This window comes from Methylophaga nitratireducenticrescens, from assembly GCF_000260985.4.
Lineage (GTDB): Bacteria > Pseudomonadota > Gammaproteobacteria > Nitrosococcales > Methylophagaceae > Methylophaga > Methylophaga nitratireducenticrescens.
The window spans coordinates 3,069,161-3,087,447 of the sequence record NC_017857.3; the positions used below are offsets into that span (position 1 = coordinate 3,069,161).

Consider the following 18,287-nt stretch of genomic DNA (forward strand, 5'->3'; position numbering starts at 1 on the left):
AAGGAAAGTGGTTATTGTGCGGCTAAAAGTGGTTGCAGTCCATGCCAAACCATTTCCGGTGTCAGCTCAGTCATGCAGACGGGTTCGCCACTGCGTGAGGCGGGTAACGGACATTTGCGTTTGTAACATGGGGCGCAGTTAAATTCGCTGACCAGATGCTGCTGATCTTTGCCATAAGTGCCAATAAGCGCTGTATCCGTAGCACCGTACAAGGTTAATGCAGGCGTTCCTGCCACGGCAGCAAGATGCGCCAGGCCGGTATCACTGCATACCGCTCCTGCCGCATGGTGCATGATCGCCGCGATATCGTTGAGGCCTAAACGCGGTAATGCAAAAGCCATGGCATCGACTGAGGCGATCTGTTGAGCACGTTGATATTCGTCATTATTACCACACGGTAACAGGACCGCATAACCTTCTGCTCGCGCTTGTAATACCAACTGTTGCCAGAAATTTATCGGCCAGAGCTTGGTCAACCAGCTGGCATTATGCACAAACATCAGATATCGCTTGGGTAAGACAAACTCGAGTTCAGGCAACGGGTATTTACTGAAATTTACAGTATATTTCGCTGACGCTTTGGGGATCGAATAATCCAAAGCCTGGGACAGTAGCTGCCGCATCCGCTCCACGGCATGTTGTTGTGGATTGACGTTAATTGGATATTGATAGGCCAGGTGGGCCGGTCGCTCTCGACAGGACTGTTTATCCAGACCATAGACCGGGCCGCGACGTAATTTGCTGACCAGCGCACTTTTCAGATTATTCTGCATATCGACGACCGCATCGTAATCATCCAGATTCAGTTCCCGATAGAACTGGCGTAATTCACCACCGGTCAGCGTTTGCCAGGCAGATTTCTTCCAACGGCGATGCGAGGTGGTAATAACTTTGCGAACATTGGGATGCCATTTTGGCACTTCGGCAAAGGCTTCATCCACCACCCAGTCAAATTCAATACCGGGAAAAGCTTTTGCTGCATCGGTTAACGCCGGTAAGGCATGCATTAAATCGCCCATGGAGGTGAGCTTGATGATTAATACTTTCATAAACGGAAAAACACCTGATGGAATAACATCAAGCGTTTTGCAAAGTATTTAAAGATAATGGGTTGTGGCGATGCTGTTGCAGGATTTTCAGAAATGCATCGGGGTTTTTAATCTGTGTCATTTCACCTTCACGAGGGAAAAGCTGATCCTGCAGGCGTGACAGCCAGAAACGTAATGCTGCAGCTCGACACACCAGATTCCAGTTAGATTGTTCGGCTTCATTGAGTTCCCGGCGTTGCAGATAGGCATTCATCAAACGATGATAGCGTTCGATATCAATCAAGCCTTGCTCGTTAATACACCAGTCATTAACGGCAACTGCCAGGTCATAAATCAGAAATTCATCACAGGCAAAGTAAAAATCAATAATACCCTGCAGTTCATTATCAATAAATAAGGCGTTATCACGAAATAAATCTGAATGAGTCACGCCCCATGGTAATTCCAGATCACTGTAATGTCGCTGAAAAGCCAGTTCTGCTTTGAGCATATCGGCCTGTTCTGCAGACATATGCGGAAGCAAAGTTTCGGCTATTGATTCACGCCAATCGGCACCGCGTTGGGTGGCCCGACGATGTTTAAACTTCTGCCCGGCCAAATGCATTTGCGCCAGCATATCGCCGATAGCTTCGCATTGGCCAAGCGTCGCAAGTTCATCCACTGTATGACCAGCCAGACGCATCACCAGTGCTGCTGGACGACCGCATAAGGACTTGAGGTAATTTCCCTGTTTATCTTCAGCGGGATGCGCCGAGGGAATGCCATGCTTGAAGAAAAACGTCATGACCTCGAGAAAATAATCCAGCTCAGCAAACTCATGCTGCTCGAACAGGGTGAGCACAAACTCTCCCTGATCAGTGGTGACAAAATAATTAGTGTTTTCAATTCCAGCAGAAATGCCCTGATAGTCAATCAGATTACCAACGGCATACTCGCCGATGAACGCTATTAATTCATCGCGCCCGACTTCGGTATAAACAGACATGAAAATCTCAGTTAACGGGAGTTTTTGTTACCATTCCAACAGGATCCAGTTCGGCACTTCCGGATTGGCAAGGTTATGTTTGGTCGTTTCCAATGAACCATCGCCATCAGTATCCATCAGGTAATACGAAGGGCCAATATCCGGGGTGATTTTGATCATGTAGAGCTGACCGTTGACGCGGTATTCTTCGATAGTGCGATCTTCTTCCTGGATGATGTTGATTTCAGGTTCGATGCTTTCGCCATCTTGTAACGGAGGCGGCATCGCTGGAGGCTCAGTCAAATCAGGACCGGTAGCTCCTGCCCACGCACTTCCTGTGATCATCGCGCTAATTGCGCATACAATGGCGAACGGTTTTAACATGACTTGGCTCCACTAAATTTCCGATAAAGATAGCATTTCCGCTACGATGATAAAAGCAATCTGTTTGCCACTAATTTCAGGCCTTGTGAACTATGACTCAAACTGCACCACTTATTCTTGTTGATGGCTCTTCCTATCTGTATCGCGCTTATCACGCGATGCCTCCGTTAACGAATAGTGACGGCGAAGCCACCGGTACCATTTATGGCGTCATCAATATGCTGCGTAAATTAATCCGTGATTATCAACCCGAACATATGGCAGTGGTATTTGATGCCAAGGGCAAAACCTTCCGTAATGATCTCTACGCAGAGTATAAAGCCACCCGTCCGCCAATGCCGGACGATTTACGTGAACAAATTGAACCGATCCATGAAATTGTTAAAGCCATGGGCTTGCCGCTGCTCTGCATTGATAACGTTGAAGCTGATGATGTGATCGGCACGCTGGCAAAACAGGCCACTGCAGCCGGAATTGAAACCGTGATTTCTACAGGGGACAAAGATATGGCGCAGCTGGTTAGCAAGCATGTGACACTGGTCAACACCATGAATAACACTAAAACCGATATCGCCGCCGTGCAAGAAAAATTTGGCCTGACCCCACAGCAAATCGTCGACTATCTGGCGTTGATGGGCGACAAGGTGGATAACATCCCCGGCGTTGACAGTGTTGGCCCAAAAACCGCAACCAAACTGCTGCAACAATATGGCAGTTTGCAGGGTGTTATCGAACATGCTGATGAAGTTAAAGGCAAACTGGGTGAGAAATTAAGAGCAGCCGTTGATGCTTTGCCACTCTCCTATCAGTTGGCCACCATCAAGATGGATGTCGAGCTGGATTTCACACCGGAAACGCTGGATATGCAGGTAGCGGATAACCAGAAACTGGCAGAGCTGTATCGACGTTATGAATTCAAAAGCTGGTTACAAGAATTAGACTCTGCACCTGCTGCTGGGCCTTCGACAAAAACGGATGAACCTGCCACCAGCAATGAAACATATTATGAAACCATTCTGACTCAGCAGCAGCTGGATAGCTGGATGGATAAACTCAAAAAAGCTGAACTGTTTGCCTTTGATACCGAAACCACCAGCCTCAATTATTTGCAGGCACGTATCGTCGGTATGTCATTTGCCATTAAAGCCGGTGAAGCCGCTTATCTGCCGCTGGCGCATGATTATCCGGGCGCCCCGGATCAGCTGGATTTTGATGCCACGCTGGCTCTGATGAAACCATTACTGGAAGATCCCAAGGCACTGAAAGTCGGTCAGAACCTCAAATATGACCGGCATATCCTGCTCAATCATGGCATTAATTTGCAGGGTATTGCCCATGACACCATGTTGCAGTCCTATGTGTTGGATAGCACCGCGACCCGCCACGATATGGACTCGCTGGCCGAAAAATATCTGGGCCGCAGCACCATTCATTTTGAAGATATTGCCGGTAAAGGCAAAAAACAACTGACTTTCAATGAAATCGGTTTAGAAGAAGCCTCTCCATATGCCTGTGAGGATGCCGATATCACCTTGCAACTGCATCACGTTTTATGGCCCAAGGTTCAGGCGATTCCATCATTGGAAACCGTTTATCGTGAACTGGAAATGCCGTTGTTGCCGGTGCTCAACACACTGGAACGTAATGGCGTGCATATTGATATCTTTATGCTGCAACAGCAAAGCGACCAACTGGCATTGGATATTGATCGGCTGGAAAAAGAGGCCCATGCCTCTGCCGGGACCAAATTCAATCTGGGTTCACCAAAGCAATTACAGGAAATTCTTTACGACCAGCAGCAATTGCCAGTTCGTAAAAAAACGCCTAAAGGCCAACCTTCGACCGCTGAAAATGTGCTGCAGGAACTGGCAGATGATGGCTATGAACTTCCACAAATCATTATGAATTACCGCAGTTTGAGTAAGCTGAAATCCACTTACACTGACAAACTGCCACAGCAGGTCAATCAACAGACCGGCCGTGTTCATACCTCTTATCATCAGGCGGTCACAGCTACCGGACGCTTATCTTCTTCGGATCCAAATCTGCAGAATATTCCGATCCGTACTGAGACGGGTCGTAAAATCCGTGAAGCCTTTGTTGCCGGAAAAGGTGCCAAGATCCTGGCAGCCGATTATTCACAAATTGAATTACGCATCATGGCGCATTTATCAGGCGATAAAAGCCTGCTGACCGCATTTGCCGAGGGTGAAGACATACATCGCCACACTGCCTCCGAAATTTTTGGCGTGGAAGCGGAACAAGTTAACGGTGATCAACGTCGCAGTGCCAAAGCCATCAACTTTGGTTTAATTTACGGTATGTCCGCCCACGGACTATCCAAACAACTGGGCATCGAACGTCATCAGGCTGCCAAATACATGGAAACCTATTTCGAACGCTATCCCGGTGTCAGAAATTACATGGACAATACTCGTGAACAGGCCAAAAAAGATGGATATGTCGAAACCATTTTCGGGCGACGGTTATATTTGCCGGAAATCAACTCCAGCAACGGCCTGCGTCGTCAATACGCCGAACGAACCGCGATTAACGCCCCGATGCAGGGCAGTGCCGCAGATATTATCAAACGCGCAATGATTTCGATCCATGACTGGTTGCTTGAAGCTGATACCGGTATTCGCATGATTATGCAGGTGCACGATGAATTAGTATTTGAAGTGCCCGAAGATCAGCTTGATTTAGCTAAAACCGAAATTGAGCAATTTATGATTCAAGCCGCTGATCTCGAAGTGCCATTAGAAGTTGGTATTGGGGTTGGGGATAATTGGGAACAAGCGCACTAGCTGATAATTAACCACAGACACGAAGGTGCAAAAGCAATTTATCCGCAGATTACGCAGATGGACACAGATTTTTAGAGAAATAATTTTAATGAAACCGATAACAAACTATCAAACCAGGTAATTTCAAAAACAGATTGATCCGGTATTCCCGTAGATGGCTACACTGTTTATTTTCCACCTTGTCGGACACAAAAATAGTCACCAGCAGTGAGATAAACAAGCCCTAGCGGATTTTTCACCACAGAAACAAATAGGGGCAGGAAGCTTTTAAGGAGTTTTATCCGTAGATTACGCAGATAGGTGCTGATTTTCTGAGACAAATCATGAACAGGAAAATCGCCGAAAAATAAAATACATGCTTGAGGCTTTAGGAGCCCAGACTAAATGGCAATACTGAGCGTCGACTCAACTGCTTTTGCAGGAGTGGAGCAAAATGGTTGTTCATAATGTTTCCAGCGACAAAGCGTGTATCGGTTTATTGTTTTAGTTGCCCCACCAGTTTATTCAAACTCTGACTGACTTGATTGAGACTGTGCCCAGCCTGTTCAATTTCGGTGATTTGCTGATTCACGGTCTCGGAGCGCTGTTTGATCTGTTCGGTACTTCTGGCGATATCATCCACTACGGCTGTCTGTTGCTGGGTTGCTGTAGCGATGGAAGCATTGACCTGATGAATATTCTGCACCGCGTTTATTACCGGGATCATCGCTGTTTTCGCGTTTAAACCTTGTTCAGCACATTGCTCAGCAAACTGACTCTGGGACCGAACCGTTGCAGCGGCTTCACTGCTACTGTTCAGCAGATCGACAATAATGGCCTGGATTTCTTCCGTTGATTGTTTGGTGCGGGTCGCCAGCTGTCGGACTTCATCGGCCACCACACTGAATCCTCTGCCATGTTCACCGGCTCTTGCGGCCTCAATTGCCGCATTCAAGGCCAATAGATTCGTTTGCTCAGCCACGCTTTGAATCACCACCAGCACCTGATTGATGTCCTTGCCACGTTGTTCCAATGTATTCATCGTGCTTTCAAATGCTAACAAATTCTCAGAGAGTTGATGGCTGGCATTGGCGGCACTGCTTAATTGTTGACTGGCCTGCTCAGTTGCCTGTGTAGCCTGTTCTGTCGATTCAGCTGCATTAGAGGCACTTTGGGCAACCTCTTTAAAGGAATACGATAACTCGGTGATCGCAGCCGAAACTTCCTCGGTGGCGGCAATCTGTTGTTGGTTGACCGAAACCGCCTGCATCGAGGCCGTTTGTAAATCAGTACTGGCAGACAACACATTTTGAGATTGCTGATTCAGCTTATCAATCAATTGAGCAAAATAACTTTGCAGCTGCAGCGCCGATTGCTCAACTGATCGCGATTCGACAAACGGCAACTCTGAAACCAGAGTCTGTTGAAAGTTACCTTTAATCATCTGGCTGAAATAATGTTCCAGCTGTATTAGGAAGCGGATAATGCGTTTCTGTAAAAAATAGAACAGCAAAATAGTCAGGATAATGATGCTAACGACCCCCATCATGATCCACTGCACCTGCTGACTGATGGACTGTTTGATGTCTTCTATTTTTAACTGAAACTGATCCAGCGTGTCGGCAAATGTAGAGATCTCACCGCCTAAGGCCGCGCGTTTTTGCTGTAGCTGCTGATCAAACTGTAATGTATTGCTTAATTCTTTTTCATAGCGCCTGCTCAATGATAACAATGAGTCAATGCCACGTTGCCCAAGTTCTTCGGGATCCTGAGGGATTAATGCTTCGGTATTCACTTCCGAATAAATGCCAAATTTTGGCAAGGTATTTAATTGTTCCAGCTTATCGATAAACGCATTGTTCGCAGAAACTAACGCCGTTTGAATATCGCTGGTTTGCAACTCGATATAACGCTGTCGAAGGCGTCCAATATCATTCAGCTGACGACTTAATTCTGCCAGTAGTGCTGTAAAAGATTGCTGATAGGGATGCCCTTGCGCTTCACTCTTTTGAGCGTAGTCGATCAAAAGGCCAATTTCACCATCTCGCTCACGTTCGTTCTGAATCAGCAGCGCTTGTGGATTACCGGCCAGTTTTCCGGCTTCACGCACTTCAAATACTTTTTCCTGAAGCACAGCAATGGCTGATTGAATCGTCTGGTTGTCCTGTTCATTAAGCCAGGTCTGTTCTACGGCAGATAATTCAACAAGCTGGGTCTCGGCCTGTTGAAGTAGATCGGCATCACCGGAAGCCAGATAACGGGCCAGCAATACCCGTACTTCAATATCAAACCGGGATTTAAATTGCTGAAACTGTTGGGCAATCTGATACGGCTTATCTAATTGTTGCCAGCCCCAGATACCCGCCAGCACACCAATCATTAATCCAGCAGCAATAAATATTGCCAGCCATCTTGAAACTACACTTAATCGCACTCTTTATCCCGCTTAACATACAAGCATGAAACTCTAGCGCAAGTTAATGACAGCTTTATGACGGATTAATGTGCTGTTCCAAAGCCCACTGAACATGTTCGCGTACAAGTTCTGAGGAATGTTCAAGCTGGTCTTTTAATGACGCCACAATTTTTTGTGAAGTTTCGGCATTGCCCAGAGCAATAGCAATATTCCGCAACCAGCATTCATAACCAATGCGGCGGATTGGGCTGCCTTCCAGGCGTTGCAGAAATTCTGCTTCGGTCCAGGAAAACAATTCCACCAGCTGAGGGGCATCAAGACCTTCACGCGGCAGATAGGCTGACTCGGTAGTCATCTGAGCAAATTTGTTCCAGGGACACACCAGCTGACAGTCATCACAGCCATATATCCGATTGCCCATCATAGGTCGGAATTCCACAGGAATACTGCCGCGAAGTTCAATGGTCAGATAGGAAATACAACGTCTTGCATCCAGTTGATAAGGCGCCACAATCGCCTGAGTCGGGCAGATATCAATACAGGCAGTGCAGGAACCACAATGATCAGATACCGGCTCTGTCAGTGGCAAAGGCAGATCGGTGTAAATTTCGCCTAAAAAGAAATATGAACCGTTTTGCCGGTTTAACACATTGGTATGTTTGCCAACCCAACCCAGCCCGGATTTCTGTGCCAGGGCTTTTTCCATCACCGGTGCGCTGTCGGTAAAAACCCGATACCCCATTGCACCAACGGCCTCCTCAATTCGCTGCGAAAGCCGAAGTAAACGCTTACGTATCAGTTTGTGATAATCCCGACCCAGTGCATAACGGGAGATAAAACCCAATTCGCTCTCGCCCATCACCTGCCACGCATCGGCAGCGGTTTCCGGCCAGTAATCCATTCTGGCGGTTATAACCCGGATGGTTCCGGGCACTAACTCTTCAGGATGGGTTCGCAAACTGCCATGGCGTTGCATAAATTCCATCTCACCATGAAAGCCGCGCGCTAACCATTGTTGCAATTGATCTTCTGCGGCAGACAGGTCAATATCACTGACACCCAGCTGTTGAAAGCCAAGCGAACGCGCCCATATCTGCATATCATTTAAAAGTGCTCGGGATAACTGCACTGTATTTGAATCGACCATGCGGTCTATTATAGTGAACTGAATTTTTTCATCGGGATATTATTTTATGTCGACTTTGCCACATGAACTTTACACTGCAGAACAGACCCGTGAGCTGGAACGTATTGTCACAGAGCAACATAATATTTCGTCAGCAAAATTAATGTCACGTGCTGGCGCTGCTGCTTTAGGTGCTATAAAAAGTTATTGGCCTCAGGCAGAACGTATCTTAGTCGTTTGTGGAACTGGCAATAACGGTGGCGATGGCTTCGAGTTGGCCAGACAGGCAATAACCGAAGAGTATCGTGTCAGTATTTTTCAGGTGGGCGATGAAAAAGAAATGAGCGAGGAAACCCTTGCTGCCCGTGAAGCCATTATTGCCAGCGGTGTTGAAATTCATCGGTTTGAAGAGAAATTACCTACCACAGACGTGATTGTTGATGCTCTTTTGGGGATAGGACTCAGTCGAGAAGTAAGTGGTGACTACGCCTTAGCGGTTAATGCTATCAATGAACATACCAAACGAATACCGGTTTTAGCGCTGGATATCCCTTCCGGTATCCATGCTAACACCGGCCGTGCATTAGGAACCGCCGTTCATGCCACAATCACATTAAGTTTTCTGGGCCTGAACAAAGGGTTATTTACCGGCGAAGGCCCCAATTACTGTGGCCAGGTCTGCTTTGATTCGTTAAAAGTCCCATCCGCCATTTATAAAGCATTTACCCCCATTGCGCGTCGGGTCAGTCTGGAAAACGATGCGGCTGGATTAGCGCCCCGCGAGCGTACAGGTCATAAAGGTTTATATGGCCATTTGTTTATCATTGGTGGCGATCATGGTATGCCTGGCGCAGCACGAGTTGCAGCTGAGGCAGGAGCTCGTGTAGGTTCCGGTTTAACCAGTATTGCAACCCGAAGTGCACACGGTCCCATCCTGAATCTGGCCCGACCTGAATTGATGTGTTATGGCGTTGAGAGTGCCAGTGAGCTCGAGGAATTGCTGCGTCCTGCAAATGCACTGTCTGTTGGCCCCGGTCTTGGCCAGAGTGAATGGGCTGTTGCATTATTTCAGAAAGCCATTGAAACCAATCTGCCGATGGTCGTGGATGCGGATGCACTAAATTTGCTGAGTAAAAATCCACAGTATCATGATAATTGGGTGCTCACACCGCATCCGGGTGAAGCAGCCCGATTGTTAGGTTGTACTTCAGAAGAAATTCAGGCGGATCGTTTTGCCGCAGTTTATGAACTGCAACGACGTTATGGTGGCGTGGTGGTGCTTAAAGGATCAGGAACACTGATTTCCAACGGTGAAGCACCGACCCGTCTTTCCACCTGGGGTAATCCCGGCATGGGCAGCGGAGGTATGGGTGACGTGTTGGCCGGTGTCATTGGCGGTCTGCTGGCCCAGCATTTTCCAATCATGGATGCTGCCTGTGTGGGCGTCACACTTCATGGTATGGCGGCGGATAAAGCAGCCGAACTTGATGGTGAACGCGGCACACTGGCAATGGATTTAATGCCACATCTGCGTCGACTAGCAAACCTTATCTATTAATGGTCTGGCTCGAAGACGAACAAGCTACTCTGGAATTGGCTGCAAAACTGGCGGCCTTACTTCCTGATTCAGCATTCTGCATCCACCTCAAAGGTGACCTGGGAGCGGGAAAAACGACTTTTGTTCGGGGATTGCTCAACGCGCTTGGCCACTCAGGTAAAGTTAAAAGCCCGACTTACACTCTGGTCGAGCATTATCAGCTCAACGCGCGGGATATTTACCATTTTGACTTATACCGTCTCGCTGCTCCGGAAGAACTGCTCTATCTGGGTATAGAAGATTACTTTTCTACTAACGCCCTATCGTTAATCGAATGGCCGGAACAAGGCACAGGGGTTTTACCAGAACCCGACCTGCTTATCTCATTGAAATATCAGACTTCCGGCCGAGAAGTTATTTTTACGGCTTATTCCGAAGCCGCTTCTGATATCTGCGATAAACTTCACAACTAATTCAGCTTTATTCGCTATCTCATTAAAAATATAGAAAAAAGTCTTGATTTTTTATTACTTCAATCACAAACTAGCACTGTGTAATTTGTTGGAACTTGCTATGTCTCGTTTGTTATTGGGATTGATAATATTGATGTTTACGGTCGATGCGCATGCCGCCTCGGTTGAGAATATCCGTATATCCCAAAATACTAACCTGACCCGCGTGGTGCTGGATCTTGATACAGCACTGGAATATTCCAGCTTCACACTGACAAATCCGCATCGGTTAGTTGTCGATCTTAAAGCCGCCAAGGTAAACAAAAAATTAATTGCCCCGACATTTAACAGTGCAGTGGTCGAGAAAATCCGTCATGCCCAGCATGATCAGGAGACTTATCGCCTGGTTTTCGATCTTAAACAGGAAACGGACTATGAGATTCAGACTTTGGCGCCTGAAGGTGAATACTCGCATCGACTTCTGGTCGATTTAAAACATGGACCGGCCACAGCTCTGGCCACTAACAAATCGTCAAAATCACCCGAAAAGGCTACTGATAAAGCAGAAGAAAAAGCTTCCGCTCAAATTACAAAAGCTGATACTCCCCCATCACCGCAACAAACAGCTACCAACACAACGGTGCGTAACCGACCGATGTTGCCCCGTCGCGATATCGTGATAGCAATCGATCCAGGTCATGGTGGTCGTGATCCCGGTGCGATTGGCAGAAAAGGCACTCGTGAAAAAGATGTGGTGCTGGCTATTTCCCGTCGGCTGGCAAAACTGGTGGATAACGAACCGGGTATGCGTGCCTTTATGACACGTGAACGCGATGAATTCATTACCCTGAGGCAGCGTATTCAGCGAGCCAAAAAAAATGGTGCGGATATGTTTATTTCCATCCATGCTGATGCCTTTCAGCGCACCAGCGCCAAAGGATCTTCGGTCTATGTATTATCACAACGCGGTGCCAGTAGTGAGGCGGCTCAGATTCTGGCAGACCGTGAGAATGCTGCTGACCTTGCAGGTGGTATCAGTCTTGAAGACAAAGACGATCTGCTGGCCTCGGTCTTACTGGATTTATCGCAAACCGCCAGTCTGGAAGCCAGCCTGGAAGTGGGCAACAGTGTTTTAAGTGGTTTGAAGCGGGTTGGGCCAGTGCATAAAAAACGGGTTGAATCAGCAGCGTTCGTGGTACTCAAATCACCGGATATTCCCTCGGTGCTTGTGGAAACAGCGTTTATTTCCAACCCGGAAGAAGAGCGCAAGCTTAATGATGTCAATCATCAGAACAAACTGGCGCAGGCAATGCTGGCTGGTATCCGCAGTTATTTCCAGAGAAACCCGATAACCCAGCAGGTTAAACCACAGCAACATATTGTCAGTAGCGGCGATACCCTAAGTACGATTGCACAACGCTATCGGGTCAATATGTCTGAATTGAAATCCACCAATAATCTGCAAACCAGCAAACTGATGGTCGGTGACGTTTTAAAAATTCCTTGAGTGATGTTGACTGCGGATTTGCTGTTCGCAGCTGTTAAACTGTGTCGATGCTGACGCCGAAACGTATCCATGCCCTGCCCCTACAACTTGCCAACCAGATTGCGGCTGGCGAAGTCATCGAACGCCCGGCATCCGTCATCAAGGAACTGGTGGAAAACAGTCTGGATGCGTCAGCAACAGAAATTGATGTCACCATTGAAGGCTCAGGCAGTCAACTGATTCAGGTTCGAGATAACGGCTCAGGTATTCATCCTGATGATCTCTGTCTGGCACTGAGCCGACATGCCACCAGCAAAATTTCCTCCAGTGATCAGCTGAGCCAGATATCTAGTTTGGGATTCCGTGGTGAAGCCTTACCCAGTATCAGCTCAGTCTCTAATCTGAGTTTGATTTCCCGGCAGCACGACAGTGAATGTGGCTGGCAGATTCATCACGAGGAAGAAGAACCGGAACCCGTTGTTCATCCAGAAGGCACCACCGTGGCCGTACGAGATTTGTTTTTTAATCTGCCAGCCCGCCGACGGTTTCTACGCAGCGCGCGTACCGAGCAGCAACAAATTCTTACCACCATGCAGCGACTTGCTTTAAGCCGTTTCGATGTACGCTTTCAGTGTCAATTAAATGGCCAGCAAAAGCTCAACCTGCCCATTGCCGAGTCTGAGTCTCAGCAATTGGCAAGAATTGGCAAAATCTGTGGTCAGGCATTTGTAAAGCAAGCCATAGCGATTGATCAACAGTTTGATATCATCACGATTAAAGGCTGGTTGGGGCATGTGGAGGCGCATCGTCCTCAAGCTGATCAACAATACTTTTTTATTAATGGCCGGATAATACGGGATCGTCTGATCAGTCAGATAGTGCGTCAGGCCTATGCCGATTTGATTCCGGCTGGCCGTCATCCAGCCTATGTTTTATATATGACGATTCCACTGGATCGGGTGGATGTGAATGTGCATCCCACCAAACATGAAGTTCGCTTTCGCGAAACCCGGCTGATTCATGGATTAATACATCGAGCGGTAAAAGATCAATTACAGCAACAAATAATCACCGGCCCAGCACAAACACCATCCCCGACAAATACCCCATGGGTTGCAGAAACGGCCTCTGCCTATCAAAGACATGATCTTGTCACACCTCCTCCAGAGAATCCTGTCCGTAGGCCGGTATCCATTAACCAGACTGACTCAAATGATGCTATTCAGTTAATACAGATTTTGCACCAACGCTATGTCTGGATACGCTTTCAACAACAGCATTATCTGATTGATCTTCCAAAAGCGCTCTCCAGTTCGCGCAGGCAACAATTCAGCGAGCGGCTAAAACAGCTGCCTTTGAAAAGCAGGCCGATTCTGGTACCACTCAGTCATCCATGCAGTGATGTCCAGTTAAACAGCGTTGGAAAACAACAGAAATTACTAAACTCATTCGGCTTTGAGTTACAACCGACAGAAAATGCTGTAATCATCAAAAATATTCCCATTGCACTGGCACAGCTGGATCTGAAGACAGTGGTGTCTGCAGTTATTGTGGCTGTCTGTAAGGATGATATTGATGCAGCGGTTCTTGGTCGTTGTCTCTCGGAATTATTGAAAACCTCAGATAAGATTCCACCTCAGCAGGCAGAAGAATGGCTTAAAACGCTCACTCTGTCGGAATGCATTGAAAAGCCATGGTGTCGAGAACTTGATCTGGCGACACTTGGTAGCTTATTCTCGGACTGATTAAACATGCACTGAGGCGGTTTTCAAATGGATCGAACCCGTACAGGTTCCACAATCATCGCGGCAATACTCGCTGTTATCGTGATATTACTGTTTGGCTATCTGTTATGGAGTGATGCGCCGCCAAATCGAAGTGAATTAACCGTCGACCCGCCGATAGAAGTAATCGAACCTGATTTACCGCTGGAAATTATTCGCTCCGCTGATGATGTTCCGGATAGTGAAACCATTCGGGAACAGGAAGCAGAAGCATTTGTAGATAATCTGGCGAAGTCTGATGCAGATACGATCATTATTAATGAATATGACGATATGTTTGTCCGCCCGGACAGCATTATTGCTCTGCCAGAACTCGAACAACGCGTCACCACATTAAAAAGTCTGATGGATGACAAATCGCTCAGCGATGATACCCCGGTAACCCTTCGCTATACCGAAGAAACCCGTGAAGATACCACCTTGCAGGAATTGGAAACTCAGGAAGAGGATCATATCGCGCCGATTACCATCGTGACTGAACAGGGCGAGACCATTACCGCCCCGCTGGTAGAGCTGTTAAAACGTGAAGATATTGATCACCAGGCGCCAGTAACTCAAATCCGTCAGCAGAAACAGGTCAAACAGCTTAAAGCAAGCGAGCTGGCCGAGTCAGGTATTCCAGAGGATCAGGAAATTTCCGTCACCATCAGTCGTGGTGTACAAAAGCTGGATATCGCCGACTTAATTGATAGTGATTCAGAAGAAATGCAGGACAGTCTGTTTTATCTGCACCGGGTAACGGAAGAAGATATTCAAGGTCTCTGGGGTATTATCCAGACCGGCTTGATTCGCAATTTTCGACAGGGAATCCGCCTGCAGCGAGATGGCTCAGACCAAAAAGTCAGTGTACTGATTCCGGCGGATGCAGATGAACCGTTGCCCACCGGACTAAGTTCATTTTTAGGCAAGATCCTGCATGATAAAGTATCGACCAGTTACGTTTATAACTTCAACACTCACACCATGGGCTATGATCCTGACCTGATCCGTCCCGGACAGGAACTGATTTTAATCCGCTTTTCCAGTGATGAAATTAAACAGATTTACCAATTCTTTGCTGAGCAACGCAACAATACAACAGAAACTTTTGCTATCGGTCGCTGATGATTGTTGAAATTATTTTGATCCTGATTGTGCTTGGCATTATTGCCTTTGCATGGTGGTTTCCGTTTGAGTGAGTCGTTGCTTGTTAAACTCACCATATCGAAGCATCACACTGGGCAATACCAGTAAAGTCAGCAACGTTGATGAAATCAGCCCGCCGATAATAATGGCCGCCATCGGCCCCATAATTTCGCGACCCGGGCTGTCGGCGTTAATTGCTATTGGCAACATCGCCAACGCCGTGACCAGCGCCGTAATTAAAATCGATGGCAGACGCTCCAGCGCTCCCTGAATAGCGGTTTCCATCACCCAGGCCTTACCCTCATGTTCAATCAGATGCTGATAATGTGAGACCAGCATAATGGCATTTCGCAGGGTAATGCCAAACAGCGTCACAAACCCCACCAGCGAACCAATCGATAGCACCCCTCCTGTTACCCAGGCTGCCACCACACCACCCAATAGCGAAAAGGGTAAATTCAGTAACACCAGCCAGGTATTACGCACACTGCGCAGTGCCATATACAATAAAATGATTACGATGAGTCCAACCAGAACGGAATGAATCATCAGATCCTTACGTGATTCAGCCTCAGCAACAGCTGTACCGGTAAACTCGGGATAGGTATCTGCATCGAACTGCACATCCTCATGGACCCGTTGTTGCAGTTCCTGGAAAAATGAACGTAAATCGCGTCCGGTGACATTACAGGTAATCGTTTGCAATCGCTGAGCCCCATGATGCAGAATCGCATGTCTGCCGGAAACCTGTTGTAACTCAGCGACATCCCCCAGAGTCAACATCCTGTTATCTGAAGTACGTAATGGCATACTCAGAATCTGATGTGGCTGTTCACGCAAGTCGGGTGGCAACACCACGCGAATATCAAACAAACGGTTCCCCTCAGATATCTGCCCAACCTGAATACCATCAAATGCTGCTTTGATATTCTGCATTACCGTCGCGGGCTGCAGACCCCACTGAGGTAATTCTTCGAGTTTAATGCGTAATTGCAGCTGGGGTTCCCCCGGCGGAGCACGCAACTGGATATCTGTGGCTCCCTCAATATCCGCCATCACCTCAGCCACTTCGCGCGCTTTATAATCAAGTGCATCCAGATCATAGCCGTATATATTGACTACCACCGGCGAGGTATAACCGGAAATGGTTTCATCAATCCGCTCGGTCAGGAAGGTGTTTACTTCAGAACTGATGCCCGGAAACGCTTCCAGAATTTCACGAATTTCATCCAGAATAACTTGTTGCTCAGGCCCCGAAAGAGGCTCCAGGTCCACTTCATATTCACTGTAATGGGTGCCAAATGTATCGGCGCCGCGCTCTGCACGTCCTGCCCATTGTGATGTGGCTCGTACCCCAGGTATTGCAGCTACCTGCTGTTCAATCAACCCGCCAATTCGCAAGGATTCCTCCAGCGAGGTACCGGGCACACTTGCGGTGTGAATAATGTAATGCCCCTCACGCAGCTCTGGCAGGAAACGTCCACCAAAAAAAGGCAATAAACTGGCTCCAGCAACACACAACACCAATACGCTGATTATCATCAGTTTGGGAAATTGACATGTGACTTTTAAGACGCGGCCATAGAGGATTTGCAGCCAGTGGATCAGTGGTGGCTCAGAAGTTCGGGTAACCCCAATCCGACTAAGTAACGTATGACATAAAGCCGGTGTGACCGTTAACGCCACAAGTAACGAAGCCAGAATCGCCAGAATATAAGCCTGACCTAATGGCTCGAACATTCGTCCAGCCACTCCGCCCAGAGTTAATAAAGGCACAAAAACCAGCATCACAATTAAACTGGCATAAACAACCGAACCACGGACTTCCATTGAGGCTTCATAGACAATCTGAATCACTGGGCGGGGTTCTTTTAAAGCGGCGTTTTCACGCAGCCGTCGGAAAATATTCTCGGTATCAATAATCGCATCATCAACCACTTCACCCAGCGCGATAGCCAAACCACCCAGCACCATAATATTGATGTTGACCCCGAATTCCAGCAGCACTATCAACGCAGCAAACAATGACAGCGGTATGGCTGTCATCGAAATAATCGCCGTGCGCAAATTGAACAGGAATAAAAACAGCACTAACAGCACCAGACTACCACCGACCAGCAGATGATGTTGGATATTCGCCAGGGAAGTTTGAATGTAATTAGCCGGACGGAATAAATCGGCATGTAACTCAATACCATCGACTTCAAACCCATCACGAAACTCATTCAACGCCGTTTCGATGGCTTGGGTTACTGCCAGAGTATTGGCTTTATATTGACCGATTACCATCAATACAATGCCAGGTTCACCACTGACTGCGGCGCCGCCGATGGCGGGTGCTGGGCCATATTCGATGGTTGCCACATCACCCAAATGCAGCACAGACTGTCCCTGCTGACGAATGACTACTTTCGCCATTGTTTCAGCACTCACTGGGAATCCGACCACTTGCAACATCATGCGCTGGTTACTGTTTTCAATAAATCCGCTGCCTTGTAATACAGTAGCTTCCCGGGCAGCTGTAACGATATCCATGGGCGACAGCTGGTATAAAGCCAGTTTTTGCGGATCGAGCTGGATCTGCATTTGCTTCTCTGCACCACCAAACACATTGATATCAGCTACCCCGTCAACGGCAAGCAATCTGGGGGTTAATGTCCAGTCCACCATTTCCCGCAGTCGCATCAGGCTCTGCTGATCGGATGTTAACCCGATGGTCATGATGGTGCCGGAAGAAGATTCCAGGGGCACCATTAAAGCGGGCCCAACGCCCTGCGGTAATTGTCCCTGTGCTGGCATCAACCGCTCAGACACCAACTGGCGGTTAAGATAAATATCGCTTCGATCTTCAAAGGTAATGATCACAACGGACAATCCGGGCGTCGAAGCTGAACGTACAAACATCACATCCGGAAGACCACCCAGTGCGTTTTCAATCGGTTGCGTCACCAGGGTTTCCACCTGCTCGGCGGTAAATCCTGACGCTTCAGTCTGAATAATGACCTGCTTCGGAGCAAACTCTGGAAACACATCCAGACTGGCTTTGTAGAGCTGATAGGAACCATAGCCCAACATTAATAACGCTAATGCCAATACCACACCGCGGGCACGAACCGAAAAGGCAACTAAATGAGAAAGCATCCGTGTTCCTGTTAATTATCGAATAAGGAGGTACTGA

Annotated in this window: 12 protein-coding genes; 6 read left to right on the top strand and 6 right to left on the bottom strand. The window is 47.7% G+C overall.

Annotated elements, in window-relative coordinates; all coding sequences use genetic code 11:
* Positions 1–11: 11 nt before the first annotated feature.
* Genes waaC through Q7A_RS14780 form a run of 3 tightly spaced genes read right to left on the bottom strand, consistent with a single transcriptional unit; the run spans position 12 to position 2,358 of the window.
* Complete coding sequence (waaC, locus tag Q7A_RS14770) at positions 12–1,049, bottom strand: lipopolysaccharide heptosyltransferase I (RefSeq protein WP_014707641.1); 1,038 nt, start codon at positions 1,047–1,049, stop codon at positions 12–14.
* 28 nt (positions 1,050–1,077) lie between these two features.
* Positions 1,078–2,034, bottom strand: coding sequence for a homoserine kinase (locus Q7A_RS14775; RefSeq protein ID WP_014707642.1), 957 nt, complete (start codon positions 2,032–2,034; stop codon positions 1,078–1,080).
* A gap of 27 nt (positions 2,035–2,061) precedes the next feature.
* A complete protein-coding gene (locus Q7A_RS14780) occupies positions 2,062–2,358 on the bottom strand; it encodes a DUF2782 domain-containing protein (protein ID WP_044326485.1) in 297 nt (98 codons plus the stop codon).
* A gap of 131 nt (positions 2,359–2,489) precedes the next feature.
* Between Q7A_RS14780 and polA the strand changes: the two genes are divergently transcribed.
* Positions 2,490–5,204, top strand: coding sequence for a DNA polymerase I (gene polA / locus Q7A_RS14785; protein WP_014707644.1), 2,715 nt, complete (start codon positions 2,490–2,492; stop codon positions 5,202–5,204).
* A gap of 475 nt (positions 5,205–5,679) precedes the next feature.
* Here polA and Q7A_RS14790 read toward each other — a convergent pair whose 3' ends face one another.
* Both Q7A_RS14790 and queG read right to left on the bottom strand, forming a co-directional pair.
* Positions 5,680–7,617 (bottom strand): methyl-accepting chemotaxis protein, encoded by a 1,938-nt coding sequence (locus Q7A_RS14790; protein ID WP_014707645.1) that lies wholly within the window; start codon positions 7,615–7,617, stop codon positions 5,680–5,682.
* Positions 7,618–7,672: 55 nt separating this feature from the next.
* Positions 7,673–8,746, bottom strand: coding sequence for a tRNA epoxyqueuosine(34) reductase QueG (gene queG, locus Q7A_RS14795; RefSeq protein WP_014707646.1), 1,074 nt, complete (start codon positions 8,744–8,746; stop codon positions 7,673–7,675).
* A 46-nt stretch (positions 8,747–8,792) separates the two neighbouring features.
* Between queG and Q7A_RS14800 the strand changes: the two genes are divergently transcribed.
* The 5 genes from Q7A_RS14800 to Q7A_RS14820 all read left to right on the top strand — a co-directional run bounded on the left by Q7A_RS14800 (position 8,793) and on the right by Q7A_RS14820 (position 15,088).
* A complete protein-coding gene (locus Q7A_RS14800; RefSeq protein ID WP_014707647.1) occupies positions 8,793–10,283 on the top strand; it encodes a bifunctional ADP-dependent NAD(P)H-hydrate dehydratase/NAD(P)H-hydrate epimerase in 1,491 nt (496 codons plus the stop codon).
* Complete coding sequence (gene tsaE, locus Q7A_RS14805; protein WP_014707648.1) at positions 10,283–10,735, top strand: tRNA (adenosine(37)-N6)-threonylcarbamoyltransferase complex ATPase subunit type 1 TsaE; 453 nt, start codon at positions 10,283–10,285, stop codon at positions 10,733–10,735. Before Q7A_RS14800 ends, tsaE begins: the two co-directional genes overlap by 1 nt.
* 100 nt (positions 10,736–10,835) lie before the next feature.
* Positions 10,836–12,221: an N-acetylmuramoyl-L-alanine amidase gene (locus Q7A_RS14810; protein ID WP_014707649.1), complete on the top strand. Its 1,386-nt coding sequence runs from the start codon at positions 10,836–10,838 to the stop codon at positions 12,219–12,221.
* Between the two features lie 47 nt (positions 12,222–12,268).
* Complete coding sequence (mutL, locus tag Q7A_RS14815; protein WP_014707650.1) at positions 12,269–13,945, top strand: DNA mismatch repair endonuclease MutL; 1,677 nt, start codon at positions 12,269–12,271, stop codon at positions 13,943–13,945.
* Between the two features lie 27 nt (positions 13,946–13,972).
* Positions 13,973–15,088: a hypothetical protein gene (locus Q7A_RS14820; protein WP_014707651.1), complete on the top strand. Its 1,116-nt coding sequence runs from the start codon at positions 13,973–13,975 to the stop codon at positions 15,086–15,088.
* Between the two features lie 39 nt (positions 15,089–15,127).
* Here Q7A_RS14820 and Q7A_RS14825 read toward each other — a convergent pair whose 3' ends face one another.
* Positions 15,128–18,250 (bottom strand): efflux RND transporter permease subunit, encoded by a 3,123-nt coding sequence (locus Q7A_RS14825; protein ID WP_014707652.1) that lies wholly within the window; start codon positions 18,248–18,250, stop codon positions 15,128–15,130.
* Positions 18,251–18,287: the final 37 nt, after the last annotated feature.

Bases quoted from the DNA above. Each gene is read 5' to 3' on its own strand.
- waaC (WP_014707641.1), bottom strand. From the start codon at position 1,049: ATGAAAGTATTAATCATCAAGCTCACCTCCATGGGCGATTTAATGCAT.
- Q7A_RS14775 (WP_014707642.1), bottom strand. From the start codon at position 2,034: ATGTCTGTTTATACCGAAGTCGGGCGCGATGAATTAATAGCGTTCATC.
- Q7A_RS14780 (WP_044326485.1), bottom strand. From the start codon at position 2,358: ATGATCACAGGAAGTGCGTGGGCAGGAGCTACCGGTCCTGATTTGACT.
- polA (WP_014707644.1), top strand. From the start codon at position 2,490: ATGACTCAAACTGCACCACTTATTCTTGTTGATGGCTCTTCCTATCTG.
- queG (WP_014707646.1), bottom strand. From the start codon at position 8,746: ATGGTCGATTCAAATACAGTGCAGTTATCCCGAGCACTTTTAAATGAT.
- Q7A_RS14800 (WP_014707647.1), top strand. From the start codon at position 8,793: ATGTCGACTTTGCCACATGAACTTTACACTGCAGAACAGACCCGTGAG.
- tsaE (WP_014707648.1), top strand. From the start codon at position 10,283: ATGGTCTGGCTCGAAGACGAACAAGCTACTCTGGAATTGGCTGCAAAA.
- Q7A_RS14810 (WP_014707649.1), top strand. From the start codon at position 10,836: ATGTCTCGTTTGTTATTGGGATTGATAATATTGATGTTTACGGTCGAT.
- mutL (WP_014707650.1), top strand. From the start codon at position 12,269: ATGCTGACGCCGAAACGTATCCATGCCCTGCCCCTACAACTTGCCAAC.
- Q7A_RS14820 (WP_014707651.1), top strand. From the start codon at position 13,973: ATGGATCGAACCCGTACAGGTTCCACAATCATCGCGGCAATACTCGCT.
- Q7A_RS14825 (WP_014707652.1), bottom strand. From the start codon at position 18,250: ATGCTTTCTCATTTAGTTGCCTTTTCGGTTCGTGCCCGCGGTGTGGTA.